Here is a 15,569-nt window from a genome sequence, read left to right as displayed (position 1 = left end):
GTCAGCCTTTAGCAGAGCTTGCCGCTGTTTCCATCGCCTTGCGCGCTTCGCTGGACTTCACCAATTGGAAGCGAAGGTTGAACGACGCCACACGCCTGGTGTCCCGAGGACTCAGCGCCACGTTGCTGGCCACGATCTCGACCAGTTCCGGCTTGGACAACCAGGGGGTGTTGTTGGAAAGATTGCGCAGCATTTCCGAGATTCGCTCATTGGACTGCGCGACCCCCTTGATTTCAATCGACTGGTTGGTCTGCTTCAGGCTGGTGACATACACCCCGTCAGGCAACTGCTTGACCAATTCCGTCAACAGGTGAACCGGCAGATTGCGGTCCGCCTGCAGGTCTTCCACCGCTTTTTGGCGCGCGCGCAGCGCCGCAATTTCCTCTTCAATATTGGCGATTTCCTTGATTTGCCCCTCAAGCACTTGAATTTCAGCTTTGAGGACACCATTTCTTGCTTGCTGGTCCGCAATCAGCGTCTGCAAGACCCAATAGATAAGCCCTGCAATCAGCAAGCCGACAATAGCGGAAGCCACCATCGTCGCCTGAAAGGTTTCACGGCGGCGTTTTCTAGCGGCTTCCCGGTGGGGAAGTAGGTTAATCAAAATCACTGCAGGAACCTCCGCATGGCCAAGCCGCACGATGTCAGATAGGACGGCGCTTCGCGCACCATCTTCTTGAGCCGCACCGAGTTGCCGATTTCCATGCCATCAAAGGGATTGGCCAGGCTGCAGGCGAAGCCTGTTTGCTGGGTGACGGCCTCTGTCAGACCCGGCAATGGCGCCGAACCGCCCGCCAAGACAATGTGATCGATGCGGTTGTGGGGTGTGCTGGTGAAGAAGAATTGCAGCGCACGGCCGATTTCCTGGGCCATGTTGTCCACAAAAGGACGCAGTACCGCAGCCTGATAGTCCTCGGGCAGGTCGCCACTGCGCTTCTTGTTCTCGGCCTCTTCTACCGAAAAACCATATTGGCGCACGATCAATTGGGTCAGCTGCGCGCCACCGAATGCCTGGTCGCGGTCGTACACCACTTCCTCATTGCGGATGACCTGCATGCTGGTGGTCACGGCGCCCACTTCGAACAAGGCCACCAAGGCATCCACGCCCTTGTTGGGCAAGGCTTCGATCAGGCGCCCGGCCGCCAGGCGCGAGGCATTGGATTCAATATCCACCACCACGGGCTTGAGACCGGCAGCTTCTGCCAGACCCTGGCGGTCCTGTACCTTTTCCTTGCGGGAAGCGGCAATCAACACCTCCACATCTCCCGGGGAACTCTTGCTGGGGCCTATGACACAAAAGTCCAGGCTCACCTCGTCCAGAGAGAAAGGAATGTACTGATTTGCTTCGGACTCGACCTGGACTTCGAGCTCCTGCTCGGTCATCCCGCCGGGCAGGGTGATCTTTTTGGTGATCACCGCCGAAGGCGGCAAAGCCAGCGCCACATTTTTGGTGCGGGTGCCGCTTTTCTTGACGAGGCGACGCAGGGCTTCAGCCACTTCGTCGAACTTTTCGATATTGCCATCGGTGATCCAGCCGCGTTCCAGCGGCTCGATGGCACAGCGCTCAAGGACCAGGCCTCCCGCCTTGTCCCGCCCCAACTCGACCAACTTGACGCTGGATGAGCTGATGTCGATACCCAGCAGAGGCGCAGCCTGGCGACTGAACAAAGATCCCGTTGAGATCAAGATTGGTCCCCTGTAACTTGTCAAAATGACGCAACAAAACTTAACACTTCACATGAATGCTATCAGTAAGGTAGTTCACCGGCAAAGAATTTTCCCCATCTGAACCGTTCCGAGCGTTGCCAAAACCACACGATCGGTTGGGCATGCTCGGCGCAATTGCAAGACCGTAAAGCGGCCGCCGAGACCGCTGGTCGGAGCCTTTGGGCCGTTTCCACTGAAAGAGGCGCGAGATTTTTATAATGGCGTCTCCACCAATCGGAGCGATATGCCGCCGTCCTCTTCTCCACAGCAAAAGCCAGCCGACTCCTCGACCACTGCTTCCGCGCCTTCCCGTCCCACTTGGCTCCGCTGGCTGATCCGCTTCGTGCTGTGGACCACAGGCCTTGCCGTCGCCGGAGCACTCGGCCTGTTGCTGACCATTGCCGTGGCACTGTCGGTGGCCTACCCCAACCTGCCCGACATCTCGGACCTGGCGGACTACCGCCCCAAGCTGCCGCTGCGGGTCTATTCGTCGGAAGGCGCCCTACTGGGCGAGTTCGGCGAAGAGCGGCGCAACCTCACCCCGATCCAGGAGATCCCCAAGGTCATGAAGGACGCGGTGCTGGCCATCGAGGACGCGCGCTTCTTCCAGCACGGCGGTGTGGACTACAAGGGCGTGATTCGCGCGGGTCTGGCCAATCTGGGCCGTGTGAAAAGCCAGGGCGCCTCCACTATCACAATGCAGGTGGCGCGCAATGTTTATCTGTCGTCAGAGAAAACATTTACTCGCAAAATTTACGAAATATTACTGACATTCAAACTGGAACATATGTTGTCCAAGGACCAGATCCTTGAGATTTACATGAACCAGATTTACCTGGGCAACCGCGCTTACGGATTTTCTGCGGCTGCAGAGGCTTACTTCGGCAAGCCACTCAAATCCATTTCGATTGCCGAGGCGGCGATGCTGGCCGGCCTGCCCAAGGCGCCCTCGGCCTACAACCCCATCAGCAACCCCAAGCGCGCGCGCTCACGCCAGCTCTACATCATCGAGCGCATGGAAGAGAACGGCTTCATCACCGCCCAGGAAGCCGCCGCCGCCAAGAAGGAAGACCTCAAGATCCGCAGCGGCCCGGACAACACGCGCATCCATGCCGAGTACGTGGCCGAGATGGCCCGCCAGCTCATCTTCACGCAGTATGGCAACGAGGCCTATACCCGCGGTTTGAATGTCTACACGACCCTGAACGCCGGCGAACAGGAAGCCGCGTACACCGCCCTGCGCCGCGGCATCATGGACTACGAGCGCCGCCAGCAGTACCGCGGCCCCGAGAAGTTCGTGGTGCTGCCCACCGCTGCGGCCGAGGTGGAGGACGCCGTGGACGACGCCCTGGCCAACCACCCCGACAATGGCGATGTGATGGCGGCCGTGGTGCTTGAAGCCGGCCCGCGCAAGATCCTTGCGGCCCGCGCGAATGGCGACAACCTGGAGATCACGGGCGACGGCTTGAAGCCCGCCCAGTCCGGCCTGAGCGACAAGGCACCGCCCAACATCAAGATCCGCCGTGGCGCCGTGATCCGCGTGGTCAAGACCCCCAAGGGCGCCTGGGAGATCACCCAGCTGCCTGAGGTCGAAGGCGCGTTCGTGGCGCTCGACCCGCGCAATGGATCGATCCGCGCCCTGGTCGGGGGCTTCGACTTCGACAAGAACAAGTTCAACCATGCGGCGCAGGCCTGGCGCCAGCCGGGCTCCAGCTTCAAGCCCTTCATTTACTCGGCGGCGCTGGAAAAGGGCTTCACTCCCGCCACCGTGGTCAACGATGCGCCGCTGTTCTTCGATGCCGGCACTACCGGCGGCCAGCCCTGGGAGCCCAAGAACTACGACGGCAAGTACGACGGCCCCATGACCTTGCGCACGGGCCTGGCCAAGTCCAAGAACATGATCTCCATCCGCATCCTGCAGGCCGTCGGACCCAAGACCGCGCAGGAATGGGTATCGCGCTTCGGTTTCGATGCCGAGAAACACCCCGCCTACCTGACCATGGCTCTGGGCGCCGGCTCGGTCACACCGCTGCAGATGGCATCGGCGTACGCGGTCTTCGCCAACGGAGGCTACCGCGTCAATCCCTGGCTGATCGCCAAGGTCACCGACCACAAGGGCCGCGTCATCTCCGAAGTCACTCCACCGACCACGGCCGAACTGCCGCGCGCCATCGATGCGCGCAATGCCTTCGTGATGAACAGCCTGCTGCAGGAGGTCACCCGCTCCGGCACGGCGGCGCGCGCCCAGGGCACCTTGAAGCGGCCGGACCTGGCCGGCAAGACCGGCACCACCAACGACTCGGTGGACGCCTGGTTTGCCGGCTACCAGCCGACCATCGCCGCCGTCACCTGGATCGGCTACGACACGCCGCGCAACCTGGGCAGCCGCGAAACCGGTGGTGGCCTCAGCCTGCCGGTGTGGATCAGCTTCATGGAACGCGCACTCAAGGGCGTCCCGGTGAGCGAGCCTGTCGTGCCGCCCGGCGTGGTCAACGTGGGCGGAGAATGGTTCTACGAGGAATATGCGCGCAACTCCGGCATCGCCAGTGTGGGGCTGGAAGAACAGCAGCGCAGCACCGGCGGGCCCGATGTGGCCCCGCACGCTCCACCGCCCACGGAAGAGCGCAACCGCATTCTCGATCTGTTCCGGAATTGACCGCCGGGGATTCTTGAACCGAGAGCCGCACCATGCGGCCCTCGGTTTTTTGGAAGGCCCTCAGGGCGCGAAAACCAGCGGCAACCCCGACTGCGTTCGCGCGTCCTGGGTCAGCCGCGCAAAGAACTCACCACCACCCTTGGTGTCTTGCCACACCGCGCCATCGAACTTGTAGTGGTAGCCGCCCGACTTGGCCGCCATCCACACTTCGTGCAGCGGCTTTTGCAGGTTGATGACGATCTGGCTGCGGTTGGCAAAGCTCAGCGTGATCATGCCACCCGAGCGCTGGTTGTCGATGTCGGCGTCTGTGGTGTCGTTGAGCTCATCGCAACTGCGCTCGACAGCTGCCAGCAGTTTCTCGGCCTGGTCCTGGAATTCAAGGTCAGTCATTACAATTTGCGCATGTTGAAAGCATCCCAAATTCTAGTCAGGACGCTTGTCCTTGCTGCCAGTGCGGCAGCCATCTCGGGTTGTGGCCAGCGCGGCCCGCTGTACCTGCCCTCCGGTCCCGCCGCGGCCCAGCGTGCCACCTTGCCTGAAACACTCACCCCGGGCGCAGCCCCTTCGACGGCCACCGCCGCACCCCAGGCCCCCGCTTCCGCGGCGCGCTGATCGACCCTGGCGGCACGCAAGGCCGCCCTGATTGCCTGCCGCTTGATCTCCATCAAGCACGGCAGGGCGTCCCCGGCCTACAGTCGCGGCTTTAGCACTGCAGCATTGCCATGGCCATCGAACTGTACCGAGACAAGAACCACGCCTGCCTGATGTTCACCGACCTGATCGAGGAGGATGGTCAGGCGGTGCAGGCCAACCAGTTCCTGATCGTGGACGACGACACCGGTGCCATCATCGATCCGGGCGGCAACCTCGCGTTCAACGAGCTGTTCATCGGCATGACCAAGCACTTCGCGCCGCACAAGCTCTCGTACCTGATCGCCTCACACGCCGACCCGGACATCATTGCCTCGCTGGACCGCTGGATGACCAGCACCAAGGCCTCGCTCGTGATCTCGCGCGTCTGGGAGCGCTTCGCGCCCCACTTCACCAAGGTTGGCAAGACCGAGAACCGTGTGATCGGCGTGCCCGACAGCGGCGGCCACCTGCCCCTGGGGCGCCATGAACTGGTGCTGCTGCCCGCCCATTTCCTGCACTCGGAGGGCAACTTCCACTTCTACGACCCGGTGAGCCGCATCCTCTTCACGGGCGATCTGGGCGTGTCCATGATGTCGGGGGCCGAGGCCAGCATCCCCGTGACAGACCTCGCGGCCCACATTCCCCGCATGGAGGGCTTTCACCGCCGCTACATGGTGTCCAACAAGATCCTGCGCCTGTGGGTTCGCATGGCGCGGCAGCTCGATATTTCCATGCTGGTCCCGCAGCATGGCGCGCCCATCCTGGGCAAACGGGCCATCAACGACTTCCTCGACTGGGTGGAAAACCTCATGTGCGGCATCGACCTCTTCGACGACCGCGCCTACCAGATTCCCACCGCGCACATCGATCCAGTCACGCGCCAGATGCGCCCTGCCCTGCGCGCCGTGGGCTGACACCTACGGAGGCGGACCCTCTAGCGTGATACCGCAGCGGCGGCGCCGGCCTTCACCGCGCGCTTGCGCGCCGCTTGCCACACGCGCCAGCCCAGCAATGCCGCCAGGATGGCCGCATACACCGCCACCTCGCCAAAATTGTTCTTGCCCGCGCGCATCCAGAAGAAGTGCAGCACGGCCAGGCCGGCCACGGCATAGACCGTGCGGTGCAGCGCCTGCCAGCGCTTGGCCCCGAGGGCGCGGATGGCACGGTTGAACGACGTGGCCGCCATCAGCAAGAGCAGAACGAAGGCCGCGAACCCCACCAGAATAAAGGGGCGCTTGGCAATGTCCGCCGCGATCTCGGACAGCTCAAAACCCATGTCGAACCAACCGTAGCCCAACAGGTGCAACAGCGCATAGAAGAACACGAACAGGCCCAGCATGCGCCGAAAGCGCGCCAGCTGCGGCGTCGATGTCATGACCCGCAGCGGCGTCACCGCGAGCACCAGGCACAGGGCACGCAGCGTCCAGTCGCCGGTAGAGCGGATCAGGGCCTCGGCGGGGTTGGCACCCAACTGGTTGGACACCGCGGCATAGACCAGCCATGCCAGAGGCAGCAGGCACAGCACGAACACCACCGGCTTGGCCAGGGGATGGAGCAACAGCTTTCGCATGGGAGCATGCCCGGCGGGCGGCTCAGTAGAACTTCTTGAGATCCATGCCCGCGTAGAGCTGGCCCACCTGGGCCTCATAGCCGTTGAACATCAGCGTCTTGCGCTTCTTGGCGAACAGGCCGTCCTCGCCGATGCGCCGCTCGGTCGCCTGGCTCCAGCGCGGGTGGTCCACGTTGGGGTTCACATTGGAATAGAAGCCATATTCCTGCTGCGCCGCCTTGTTCCAGGCCGTGCCCGGCTCCTTGTCGGTGAAGCGGATCTTGACAATGCTCTTGGCGCTCTTGAAGCCATACTTCCATGGCACCACCAGGCGCACCGGCGCGCCGTTCTGGTTGGGCAACACCTCGCCATACATGCCAAAGGCCAGCAGCGTCAGCGGGTGCATGGCCTCGTCCATGCGCAGGCCTTCCACATAGGGCCATTCGAGCACGCGCGAGCCCACGAAGGGCATGGTCGCCTTGTCCGCCAAGGTCACGAATTCCACATACTTGGCACTGCCCTGCGGCTCCACGCGCTTGATGAGCTCGGCCAGCGAGTAGCCCACCCAGGGGATCACCATGGACCAGCCCTCCACGCAGCGCAGGCGGTAGATGCGCTCTTCCTGCGCGCTGAGCTTGAGCAGGTCCTCGATGCCGTACTTGCCCGGCTTCTTGACCATGCCCTCGACTTCCACCGTCCACGGCGAGGTCTTGAGCGTGTGCGCGTTGCGCGCGGGGTCGGCCTTGTCGGTACCGAACTCGTAGAAGTTGTTGTAGGTGCTGGCGTCCTTGTAGTCCGTCAGCTTCTCCATGGACACGGCCCCTGGCACGGCAGACTTGGCGCCGGCCAGCGCCGCCAGCTTGCCCGGCCGGGCCGGGGTCGCGGCCTGCGCCAGCGCCTCGCGCCCCGCCCAGGCCGCCACGGCTGCGCCCGCCGCACCACCGGCCATCAGGCGCAGCATGTCACGGCGCCCCTCATAGGCCGCGCGCGGCGTGATCTCGGAAGAATGCGGGTGGTTGAAACCCGGATTGCGGGAATGGAAGGGCATGGGGGCTCCGATCAGGCGGTGGTGGTTTCGGCTACGGGTAGAGCCAGTCCACCCCTAGTTCGTTCCAGATACGCAGCAGGTTACACCGCAGATGCAATATTTGCAGGACCCCGCCCTTTCGCCCCCGCGCACGGGTGCCTCACAGGGTGCCGTAGCTGTGCAGGCCGCTCAGGAACATGTTGACGCCGAGGAAGGCGAAGGTCGTGACCGCCAGGCCCACCAGCGCCCACCAGGCCGACACCGTGCCCCGCAGGCCCTTCATGAGGCGCATGTGCAGCCAGGCCGCGTAGTTGAGCCAGACGATCAGCGCCCAGGTCTCCTTGGGGTCCCAGCTCCAGTAGCCGCCCCAGGCCTCGGCGGCCCAGAGCGCGCCCAACACCGTGGCGATGGTGAAGAAGGCAAAGCCCACGGCGATGGACTTGTACATCACATCGTCGAGGATCTCGAACGAGGGCAGGCGCTCGGCGATGCGGCGGCGCCCGAAGAGGATGCCCGCGACGATCAGCGCCGAAATACCGAAGTACACCATCCAGTAGCCGCCGCCATTCTCGGTGGCGCCCTGGCGGAACACGATGGGCTCAAAGCACAGTACCACGCCCAGCAGCCACAGCGGTGCCAGCTTGTACCAACGGGTCTCCGTGGCCTGCTGCTTGATCAGGTAGGCGAACGCCACCATCGCCGACAGCGCGAAAGTGCCGTAGCCGATGAAATTGGCCGGCACATGCAGCTTCATCCACCAGCTCTTGAGCGCCGGCACCAGGGGCTGGATCTCATGCGCCTCGCGCACCACCGTGTACCACAGCAGAAAACCCACGGCCGCGCTCACCACCAGCATCACAAAACCGCCCAGCGCGCGCGTCTTGTACTGCGCCTCGTAGTACAGGTAGAAAGCCGCCGTCATCCAGCAGAACAGCACGAACACCTCGTACAGGTTGCTCACCGGGATGTGGCCGATGTCCGGGCCGATCAGGTAGCTCTCGTACCAGCGCACCAGGGTGCCGATCAGCGCCATGCCCACCGCCACCCAGGCCAGGCGCGAACCGATGAGGTTCATCGCATGGCCTTCGCCGCGCGCGAACATGCCGATCCAGTAGAACACCGTGCTCATGAAGAACAGCACGCTCATCCACAGGATGGCCGACTGGCTCGACAGGAAGTACTTGAGGCCGAAGACCGTGTCGGCGCGCGCCAGGCTGCCGGCACCATCGACCTGGTACAGGCCGATGGCCATCAGCGCCACCGCCGACACCACCAGCATCAGGGTGCGCAGCGGGCGCCAGAACCAGCCCAGCCAGATGGCCGACGGGATCGTGCCCAGCAGGATGCCCTTTTCGTAGCCGTCCATGAAGCTGCCATAGCGCTGCAGCGCGAACAGTCCGCCCGCCGCCACAATGGCGGCGAAAGCCCAGTCCAGCCAGTTGCGGCGGGAGAAATACCCCTCGTTCAGGGTGATCGTGGTGTTGCGGGTGGCCGTGTTCATGGGTTGCCTTGCAGGGGCTTGGCCCCGATCAGTTTTTCTGCGAGCTGCACAAACTCGTTGTCTCCGTCCAGGGTCTTGCGGTTGGCCGACAAGGCCATGGTGGCATGCGTTCTGCCATCCTGCGGCGCCACCCAGATCCAGATGCGGCGCTCGCGGATGTAGAGCATGGCAAAAACGCCCAGAATGAGCAAGGCACAGCCCAGGTAGACGATGTTCCTGCCGGGCGCACGCGCCACCTGGAACACACTGGCCTGCACCTGCGTGAAATCCTTGAGTTCGAAGGCAATGGCGGCCGGGTAGACCTGCGCATCGCTGAGCGAGAGCACGGCCTGGGTCATGAAGCCACGGGTCTTGTCGTCCGGCGCAAGGGGTGCCAGACCGGCGTTCTTGCGCGACAGCTGCGCCAGTTCGAACAGGCTGCCGTTCAGGATGCGGATCAGCACCTCGCCGGCCCGGCCCCGCTCGGCCTCAGGGACATTGGCCTCCATGAAGTCGGAGATCGCCTGCAGGCCGCCCGTGGGCTTGCCCTCCACCATGCCGCTGCCGGCAAACAGTGCCAGCGCACGCAGCGCCGATTGCGCCAGTTGCTCGCCCACATCGGGGCGCGAGGGATCGATGGCCTGCGCCACATAGCTGCGCACCGCCTGCTCGCGCGCCGCCGGATCGGCCAGGGCGTTGCGCAAACGCAAGAAGCCCTCCATGCCGCCCTGGTCGTCAGTGGGAATGCGCAGGTAGCGGAACGGGTCGGCCGGTGTCTCGCGCACGCCCAGCAGGTACACCGGCACGCCATCGCCCGTGTCCACGGGCAGCATGTAGTTGTGGAACTCGCGCGCCTGGCCTGCCGCGTCGCGCAGCTTGTAGCTCACGCTCGGGCCGACATTGCGCAGCTCCTTCTTGGTCACGGTCTTGTTGGCCGCGCCCAGGCGCGACTCCACGGCCTCGCGCAGGTCCACCTTGCGCACATCCACCCCACTGGCACCGGGGCCGGCACCACCGAAGTTCTCGACGTTGATGGTGCGCAGCGCCGTGAATTCCAGCGTCATCGTGTCACTGCCCGGCATGCCGCCCTTGTTGGTCAGCTGGGTCGAATCGCCGACCACGCCCTCCACGTCGAAGGCCTTGGCACCCGGCGCCATGGGCACGGCGCGCAGCTTCAGGTGCGAGCCCCCGTCATCGAAGCTCGACTGGTAGATCTCCACGCCCTTGTAGCTGGCCGGGTGGTTCACCTCCACGCGGGCCGGCGTCTTCTCGCCCGTGGCCTTGTCATGGATGACGATCTCGCTGGCGAACAGCTTGGGCATGCCCGTGGAATAGTGCTCCACGATGAACTTCTTGAGCTCGATGGCAAAGGGCAACTCTTGCAGCAGCACCCCGTCGGACTGGTTCAGCAGCGCGATGCTCGACTGCGTGCCCTCGGCCACCAGCAGGTTGCCGCGGAAGGTGGGGTTGCGCTCGGACAGCCGGTGTTCGGGCTTCACATCGGCGATCAGGCCACCGCCGGCATAGGGCGTCTTGCCGCCCAGCAGCATCTGCGCGCGCACGATCAGGTCGCCATCGAGCAGCCCGCCCACGCAGACCAGCACGATGGCGCTGTGCGCCGCGATGTAGCCGATCTTGTTGGCGGCGCCCGCCTTGGCCGCCACCATCCAGCCCGTGCCGGCACCGGCCGCCGTATCGCGCTGCTGCAGGCGCACCTTCCAGCCACCGCCGGCGAGCATCTGGCCGATGCGCCGCGCCTCGGCCTCGGCGCTCTCGGGCAGCTCGGCCTCGGCCTTGTGGTGGAAGGCCTTGAGGCTCTGCTCGCGGATGTTCTCCTTGTAGACGCGCAGGTCCACCAGGATCTTGGGCGTGTTGCGGGCGATGCACAGCGAGGTGCTCAGCACCAGGAAGGCCAGGATCAGCAGGAACCACCACGCGCTGTACACCGCATTGAGCTGGATGGCGCCGAACAGTGCCGCCCAGAACGGGCCGAACTGGTTGACATAGTTGGCAGCGGGCTCGTGCTGCTTGAGCACCGTGCCGATCACCGAGGCGATGCAGATCACCGTCAGCAGCGAAATCGCGAACCGCATCGAGGACAGCAGTTCGATCCCTGCTCGCAAGGCCTGGGAGCCGTACTGGACGCGAACGCCTTGGGTGTTGTCAGACATGGGGGAGAGCAAAGGAGCGGAGGGGCACGCAAAGAAAAAGGGCGGGACCATCGGCTCGATGGACCCGCCCTTTTTGGGTTTGTTATTGGCGGTTGGTTCCGTGCGGCCCGCGTCAGGTGGGCTGCACTTGATGAAGATCGGTCAATCAATCAGCGCAGGCCGGCGATGTAGTCCGCCACGGCCTTGATCTCGCGATCGTTCAGCTTGGCGGCCACCTGGGTCATCTGCAGGCTGTTGGCACGCTTGCCATCGCGGAAGGCGACCAGCTGCGTGGCCGTGTAGTCGGCGTGCTGGCCCGACAGGCGGGGGTACTGGGCGGGGATGCCGGCACCATTGGGGCTGTGACAGCCTGCGCAGGCGGCGATCTGGCGGTCGGCGATGCCTCCGCGGTAGATGCGCTCACCCAGGGACACCAGGGCCTTGTCCTTGGCAAAGCCGGGCTTGGCCGCCTTGGATGTCACCCAGTAGGCAATGTTCTTCATGTCCTCGTCCGACAGGGCCATGGCAAAGCCCTTCATGACGGGGTCGTTGCGTTTGCCCGACTTGAACTCCTGCAGCTGCTTGACCAGGTACTCGGGATGCTGCTGCGACAGCTTGGGGTTGGCAGCGATGGCCGAATTGCCATCTGCGCCGTGGCAGGCTGCACACACGGCCGTGAAGCTGGCCTCGCCCTTGACCAGATCAGGCTTGGCTGCCGCTTTGGGCGGCGCTGCGGGTGTCTCGCCCGCGGAAAAGGCCGGAAGAGCAGGTGCTGCCAGCGCGGCAGCTATCAGCATAGAGGCGAGCAACTTCATATCGAGGGTCTGTGTGTTTATGTACGCAAATCTCCACGATTCTACAATGAGGCCCCACTCGCATCTCAACTTCTCATGACGACCACCCCTTCCGCGCCAGTTGCTGGCCCTCTTCCGCCCGCACCCGACGCCAAGATCGCCATGGGTTGGATGCACACGGCCAAATTCCTCACCACGGCGGCGCAACTGCACCACCTGCCCCCCATCACGGTGCCAGAGATTGCCTTCGTGGGCCGTTCCAATGCCGGCAAATCCACCTGCATCAACACGCTGACCCAGCAAAAACAGCTCGCCTTCGCCTCCAAGAAGCCCGGCCGCACCCAGCACATCAACCTGTTTTCCCTGGGCAAGCAGGGCGTGATGGACGCCGTGCTGGCCGACCTGCCGGGTTACGGCTACGCCGCCGTGTCGCGCTCGGACAAGGTGCGCTGGCAGCAGGTGATGGTCAACTATCTGGTCAGCCGCCCGGGCCTTACCGGCATCGTGCTGCTGTGCGACCCGCGCCTGGGCCTCACGGAACTCGACGAAGCACTGCTCGAAGCGGTGCGCCCGCGGGTCGAAGAGGGCCTGAAATTCCTCATCGTGCTCACCAAGGCCGACAAGCTCACGCGCGCCGAGCAGGCCAAGGTGCTGTCGATTACGCGACTGCAGGCCGGCGGCGGCGAGGTGAAGATGTTCTCGGCCCTGAAGAAACAGGGCGTGAACGAGGTGGCCCAGTTGCTGTGGCAATGGGCCCACCCTTTGCCTGGCGCCGAACCGGCTGGCGGCGATGCCCCGGCTATGGACCCGGCCAGCGACCAGGAACCCGAGAAAGACTGAGCGCCCGCGCCGGGTCCCTTGGCGTTGGCTGCCCCCAACGACAGCAACAACGCCATGATCCAGACCCGCGACATCCCCCTGCCCCACGGCACCACCCTGCAGTGCCGCGAAAGTGGCAGCACCGGCCGGCCGGTGCTGCTGTTCCTGCACGGCTTTCCCGAAGGCGCGTTCATCTGGGATGCCCTGCTGGCCCATTTTGCGCGGCCCGAAAACGGCGGCTACCACTGCGTGGCCCCTTATCTGCGCGGGTTTGGCGCGTCCAGCAGCCCCAGGGAGGTCGAGGCCTACCGGGCCAAACACCTGGTGCAGGACCTGGCAGCGCTGATCGATGCCGTGAGCCCCGGCCAGCCACTGGCCTGCCTGGTGGCCCATGACTGGGGAGGCGCCGTGGCCTGGAACCTGGCCAACCAGCACCCGAAGCGGATGGAACGCCTGGCCATCGTCAACTCCCCCCACCCCGGCGCTTTCCTGCGCGAGCTGCAGCACAACCCGGCGCAACAGGCCAACAGCCAGTACATGCACTTCCTGTGCCGGCCCGATGCTGAAACCTTGCTGGCCGAGAACGATTTCGCGCGCCTGTTCGCCTTCTTCGACGACCCCGAGGGGCGTGCCCCTGCCTGGCTGACCGCAGAAGTGCGTGCCCGCTACCGCGCTCTGTGGCAGCAAGGCTTGACCGGCGCCTGCAACTACTACCGTGCCAGCCCTCTGCGCCCGCCCCGCGGCGACGACAACACCATCGCCGGCATCACCTTGCCCGAGAGCATGCTGACCGTGTCCATCCCCACCCTGGTGGTCTGGGCCATGCAGGATCCGGCCCTCTTGCCCGGTTTGCTCGACGGCCTGCCCGGCTGGATCCCCCAGCTGCAGATCGACCGCGTAGAAGGCGCCTCCCACTGGGTGGTGCACGAGCAGCCGGAGCGGGTGATGAGTGCGCTGGGGCGCTTTCTTGGCCAGGCCTGAGCCCGCCGCGCCTCAGTAGATGGAGGGATCGCCCTCAGGCCGGGTCTTGAAGCGCTTGTGCACCCAGTAATACTGGCCGGGCGAGACGTCGATGTAAGACTGCAGATGCCGGTTCATGAGCGCCGTGTCGGCCTCGGCATCTTCGGTGGGATAGCCGGGCCAGGCCGGCGAGATCTCGGCCAGGTAGCCCGTGGGCGTGATGCGCGTGACCATGGAGATCACCTTCGCGCGCCCCAGCCGCGCAAAGCGCGAGAGCGAGGGCACGGTGGCCGCCGTGACCCCGTAGAACGGCACGAACAGCGAATCGTTGCGCCCGAAATCCATGTCGGGTAGCAGGTACAAGAGGCCGCCCTTGCGCAGACCGCTCAGGATGGGCTTGACGCCATCGCCGCGATTGAGCATGCGCACATTGCCAAAGCGCTGGCGCCCGTTGCGGATCCAGACATCCACCGCCGGATCGGGCTGGGGGGTGAAGATCGATGTGAAGGCCCGGTCGGTGTGCAGGGTGAGCGCCGAGCCCCCTGCGTCCATGCCGTAGAAATGCGGAGCGAAGATGATGGTGGGCGTGTCGCCCAGCAATTCGTCCAGCGCACCCTGCAGCTTGACCCGCTTGAGCACCGTCTCGCGCGGCGCGAACCACAGCCAGCTGCGGTCCAGCCAGGTCTGGCAAAAACCGACAAAGCTCTCGCGCGCCCACTGGCGCCGCTGGGCCTCGGTGAACTCCGGGAAGCACAATTCCAGGTTACGCAGCGCCACCCTGCGCCGCGGCGCCGCCAGCAGGTACAGCGCCTGGCCGATCAGCCAGCCCATGGCCCGCAGCACGCGCAATGGCAGCAGGGCCAGCACGCGCATGAACCACACCCCCAGGCGACCGGTCATGCGGCACCTCCGGCGGGGGCTGCTTCCACGCGGGGCTCCTTGTAGCGGCCGTAGCCCCACAGGTATTGGTCGGGGGACTGTCGTATCAAATGTTCCATGGCCTGGTTGATCTGCAGCAGGGCTGCGTCAGCGTCTGGTGCCAGCGGGGCTGCGGGCAGGGGTTCGAAATGCACGACATAACCACGGCCCCAGGACAGGCGCTCGCAGCGCGCCAGCACCACGCTCGCACCCGTCTGGTGGGCCAGGCGCACGGCCAGCGTCATGGTGTAGGCGTCCTTGCCGAAGAACGGGCTCCACTGGCCCTGTCCATGCGGCGGCACCTGGTCGGGCAGCAGGCCCACGGCCTCGCCGCGGCGCAATGCCTTGATCATCTGGCGCACGCCAGAAAGATTGGTCGGCACGGCCAGCATGCCGGGCCGGTTGCGCGCGGTTTCCATCACCTTGGCCAGCCAGGGCTGGCGGGCGGGGCGGTAGAGCACGGTGATGGGGCCGTGCTCGGCGCTCCAGCGCTGGGCTGCCGCCTGGGCCGAGAACTCGAAGCAGCCCAGGTGTGGCGTGAGGTACAGGATGCCGCGGCCCTGGGCATAGGCCGCCTCCACGCAGGCGCCACCCTCGATGCGGTAGGGCAGTGGCGCCCCCAGCCACAGGCGCGGCAGCTCGGCCACCATGCGGCCTGCATGGGCCACCGCACCGCGCACCTCGCCAAAGCGGTAACCCGCCAGGGCGGCATTGGCCCGGAAACGCCCGCGGTAGATCGGCGAGGCCAGAAATGCCAGCCAGCCCATGGCAGCGCCCAGGCCATGGAGCAGCCACAGTGGGAACACGGAAAAGAGACGGAACAAAGATGGCATTAAAATGTCGGGGTCGCTGAGTTAAATGAGCAACTTGCAGGGC

At 64.8% G+C, this 15,569-nt stretch carries 15 protein-coding genes; 5 read left to right on the top strand and 10 right to left on the bottom strand.

Going from position 1 to position 15,569, the window contains the following annotated elements:
* Position 1: 1 nt before the first annotated feature.
* Positions 2–610: a PilN domain-containing protein gene (locus AC3WOH_RS13425; protein WP_492229827.1), complete on the bottom strand. Its 609-nt coding sequence runs from the start codon at positions 608–610 to the stop codon at positions 2–4.
* Positions 607–1,686 (bottom strand): pilus assembly protein PilM, encoded by a 1,080-nt coding sequence (locus AC3WOH_RS13420; RefSeq protein ID WP_007855788.1) that lies wholly within the window; start codon positions 1,684–1,686, stop codon positions 607–609. Before AC3WOH_RS13420 ends, AC3WOH_RS13425 begins: the two co-directional genes overlap by 4 nt.
* Before the next feature lie 265 nt (positions 1,687–1,951).
* On the opposite strand from AC3WOH_RS13420, the gene AC3WOH_RS13415 reads away from it, so the two are divergent.
* Positions 1,952–4,363 (top strand): penicillin-binding protein 1A, encoded by a 2,412-nt coding sequence (locus tag AC3WOH_RS13415; protein WP_492229826.1) that lies wholly within the window; start codon positions 1,952–1,954, stop codon positions 4,361–4,363.
* 60 nt (positions 4,364–4,423) lie between these two features.
* Here AC3WOH_RS13415 and cyaY read toward each other — a convergent pair whose 3' ends face one another.
* On the bottom strand, positions 4,424–4,753 hold the full coding sequence (gene cyaY / locus AC3WOH_RS13410; RefSeq protein WP_492229825.1) for an iron donor protein CyaY: 330 nt from the start codon (positions 4,751–4,753) through the stop codon (positions 4,424–4,426).
* Between the two features lie 12 nt (positions 4,754–4,765).
* On the opposite strand from cyaY, the gene lptM reads away from it, so the two are divergent.
* Together lptM and AC3WOH_RS13400 are read left to right on the top strand one after the other, a co-directional pair.
* A complete protein-coding gene (gene lptM, locus AC3WOH_RS13405; protein ID WP_492229824.1) occupies positions 4,766–4,975 on the top strand; it encodes an LPS translocon maturation chaperone LptM in 210 nt (69 codons plus the stop codon).
* Positions 4,976–5,085: 110 nt separating this feature from the next.
* The gene (locus AC3WOH_RS13400; protein WP_492229823.1) at positions 5,086–5,910 is read left to right on the top strand and encodes an oxygen-binding di-iron domain-containing protein; all 825 of its coding nucleotides are present in this window, start codon (positions 5,086–5,088) and stop codon (positions 5,908–5,910) included.
* 20 nt (positions 5,911–5,930) lie between these two features.
* Here AC3WOH_RS13400 and msrQ read toward each other — a convergent pair whose 3' ends face one another.
* The 5 genes from msrQ to AC3WOH_RS13375 form a co-directional block, all read right to left on the bottom strand.
* Positions 5,931–6,566, bottom strand: coding sequence for a protein-methionine-sulfoxide reductase heme-binding subunit MsrQ (gene msrQ, locus AC3WOH_RS13395; RefSeq protein ID WP_184859700.1), 636 nt, complete (start codon positions 6,564–6,566; stop codon positions 5,931–5,933).
* A gap of 22 nt (positions 6,567–6,588) precedes the next feature.
* Positions 6,589–7,593 carry a protein-methionine-sulfoxide reductase catalytic subunit MsrP gene (gene msrP / locus AC3WOH_RS13390; protein WP_492229822.1) on the bottom strand — a complete coding sequence of 335 codons (1,005 nt, stop codon included), beginning with the start codon at positions 7,591–7,593 and terminating at the stop codon, positions 6,589–6,591.
* Between the two features lie 139 nt (positions 7,594–7,732).
* Complete coding sequence (gene ccsB / locus AC3WOH_RS13385) at positions 7,733–9,073, bottom strand: c-type cytochrome biogenesis protein CcsB (RefSeq protein WP_184859696.1); 1,341 nt, start codon at positions 9,071–9,073, stop codon at positions 7,733–7,735.
* A complete protein-coding gene (locus tag AC3WOH_RS13380; RefSeq protein WP_492229821.1) occupies positions 9,070–11,223 on the bottom strand; it encodes a cytochrome c biogenesis protein ResB in 2,154 nt (717 codons plus the stop codon). Before AC3WOH_RS13380 ends, ccsB begins: the two co-directional genes overlap by 4 nt.
* A 149-nt stretch (positions 11,224–11,372) precedes the next feature.
* Positions 11,373–12,017 (bottom strand): c-type cytochrome, encoded by a 645-nt coding sequence (locus AC3WOH_RS13375; RefSeq protein ID WP_184859692.1) that lies wholly within the window; start codon positions 12,015–12,017, stop codon positions 11,373–11,375.
* 75 nt (positions 12,018–12,092) lie between these two features.
* On the opposite strand from AC3WOH_RS13375, the gene yihA reads away from it, so the two are divergent.
* Together yihA and AC3WOH_RS13365 are read left to right on the top strand one after the other, a co-directional pair.
* Positions 12,093–12,836, top strand: a complete 744-nt coding sequence (gene yihA / locus AC3WOH_RS13370; RefSeq protein WP_492229820.1) for a ribosome biogenesis GTP-binding protein YihA/YsxC — start codon at positions 12,093–12,095, stop codon at positions 12,834–12,836.
* A 54-nt stretch (positions 12,837–12,890) separates the two neighbouring features.
* Positions 12,891–13,796, top strand: coding sequence for an alpha/beta fold hydrolase (locus AC3WOH_RS13365; protein WP_492229819.1), 906 nt, complete (start codon positions 12,891–12,893; stop codon positions 13,794–13,796).
* Positions 13,797–13,808: 12 nt separating this feature from the next.
* Here the strand turns inward: AC3WOH_RS13365 and AC3WOH_RS13360 are convergent, their stop codons facing one another.
* Positions 13,809–14,675, bottom strand: a complete 867-nt coding sequence (locus AC3WOH_RS13360) for a lysophospholipid acyltransferase family protein (RefSeq protein WP_492229818.1) — start codon at positions 14,673–14,675, stop codon at positions 13,809–13,811.
* Positions 14,672–15,526 (bottom strand): lysophospholipid acyltransferase family protein, encoded by an 855-nt coding sequence (locus tag AC3WOH_RS13355; protein WP_492229817.1) that lies wholly within the window; start codon positions 15,524–15,526, stop codon positions 14,672–14,674. The genes AC3WOH_RS13360 and AC3WOH_RS13355 overlap by 4 nt, the downstream gene beginning before the upstream one ends.
* Positions 15,527–15,569: the final 43 nt, after the last annotated feature.

It is taken from the genome of Acidovorax sp. FW305-C-20-28, from assembly GCF_058783375.1.
Note: the sequence above shows the minus strand (reverse complement) of the source record. Positions and strands in the feature narration are given on the sequence as shown.

What these genes read in the sequence shown, in the direction of transcription:
- msrQ (WP_184859700.1), bottom strand. Translation starts at nt 6,566, where the DNA reads ATGCGAAAGCTGTTGCTCCATCCCCTGGCCAAGCCGGTGGTGTTCGTG.
- yihA (WP_492229820.1), top strand. Translation starts at nt 12,093, where the DNA reads ATGACGACCACCCCTTCCGCGCCAGTTGCTGGCCCTCTTCCGCCCGCA.
- AC3WOH_RS13375 (WP_184859692.1), bottom strand. Translation starts at nt 12,017, where the DNA reads ATGAAGTTGCTCGCCTCTATGCTGATAGCTGCCGCGCTGGCAGCACCT.
- cyaY (WP_492229825.1), bottom strand. Translation starts at nt 4,753, where the DNA reads ATGACTGACCTTGAATTCCAGGACCAGGCCGAGAAACTGCTGGCAGCT.
- AC3WOH_RS13365 (WP_492229819.1), top strand. Translation starts at nt 12,891, where the DNA reads ATGATCCAGACCCGCGACATCCCCCTGCCCCACGGCACCACCCTGCAG.
- AC3WOH_RS13415 (WP_492229826.1), top strand. Translation starts at nt 1,952, where the DNA reads ATGCCGCCGTCCTCTTCTCCACAGCAAAAGCCAGCCGACTCCTCGACC.
- msrP (WP_492229822.1), bottom strand. Translation starts at nt 7,593, where the DNA reads ATGCCCTTCCATTCCCGCAATCCGGGTTTCAACCACCCGCATTCTTCC.
- lptM (WP_492229824.1), top strand. Translation starts at nt 4,766, where the DNA reads ATGTTGAAAGCATCCCAAATTCTAGTCAGGACGCTTGTCCTTGCTGCC.
- AC3WOH_RS13380 (WP_492229821.1), bottom strand. Translation starts at nt 11,223, where the DNA reads ATGTCTGACAACACCCAAGGCGTTCGCGTCCAGTACGGCTCCCAGGCC.
- AC3WOH_RS13360 (WP_492229818.1), bottom strand. Translation starts at nt 14,675, where the DNA reads ATGACCGGTCGCCTGGGGGTGTGGTTCATGCGCGTGCTGGCCCTGCTG.
- ccsB (WP_184859696.1), bottom strand. Translation starts at nt 9,073, where the DNA reads ATGAACACGGCCACCCGCAACACCACGATCACCCTGAACGAGGGGTAT.
- AC3WOH_RS13355 (WP_492229817.1), bottom strand. Translation starts at nt 15,526, where the DNA reads ATGCCATCTTTGTTCCGTCTCTTTTCCGTGTTCCCACTGTGGCTGCTC.
- AC3WOH_RS13400 (WP_492229823.1), top strand. Translation starts at nt 5,086, where the DNA reads ATGGCCATCGAACTGTACCGAGACAAGAACCACGCCTGCCTGATGTTC.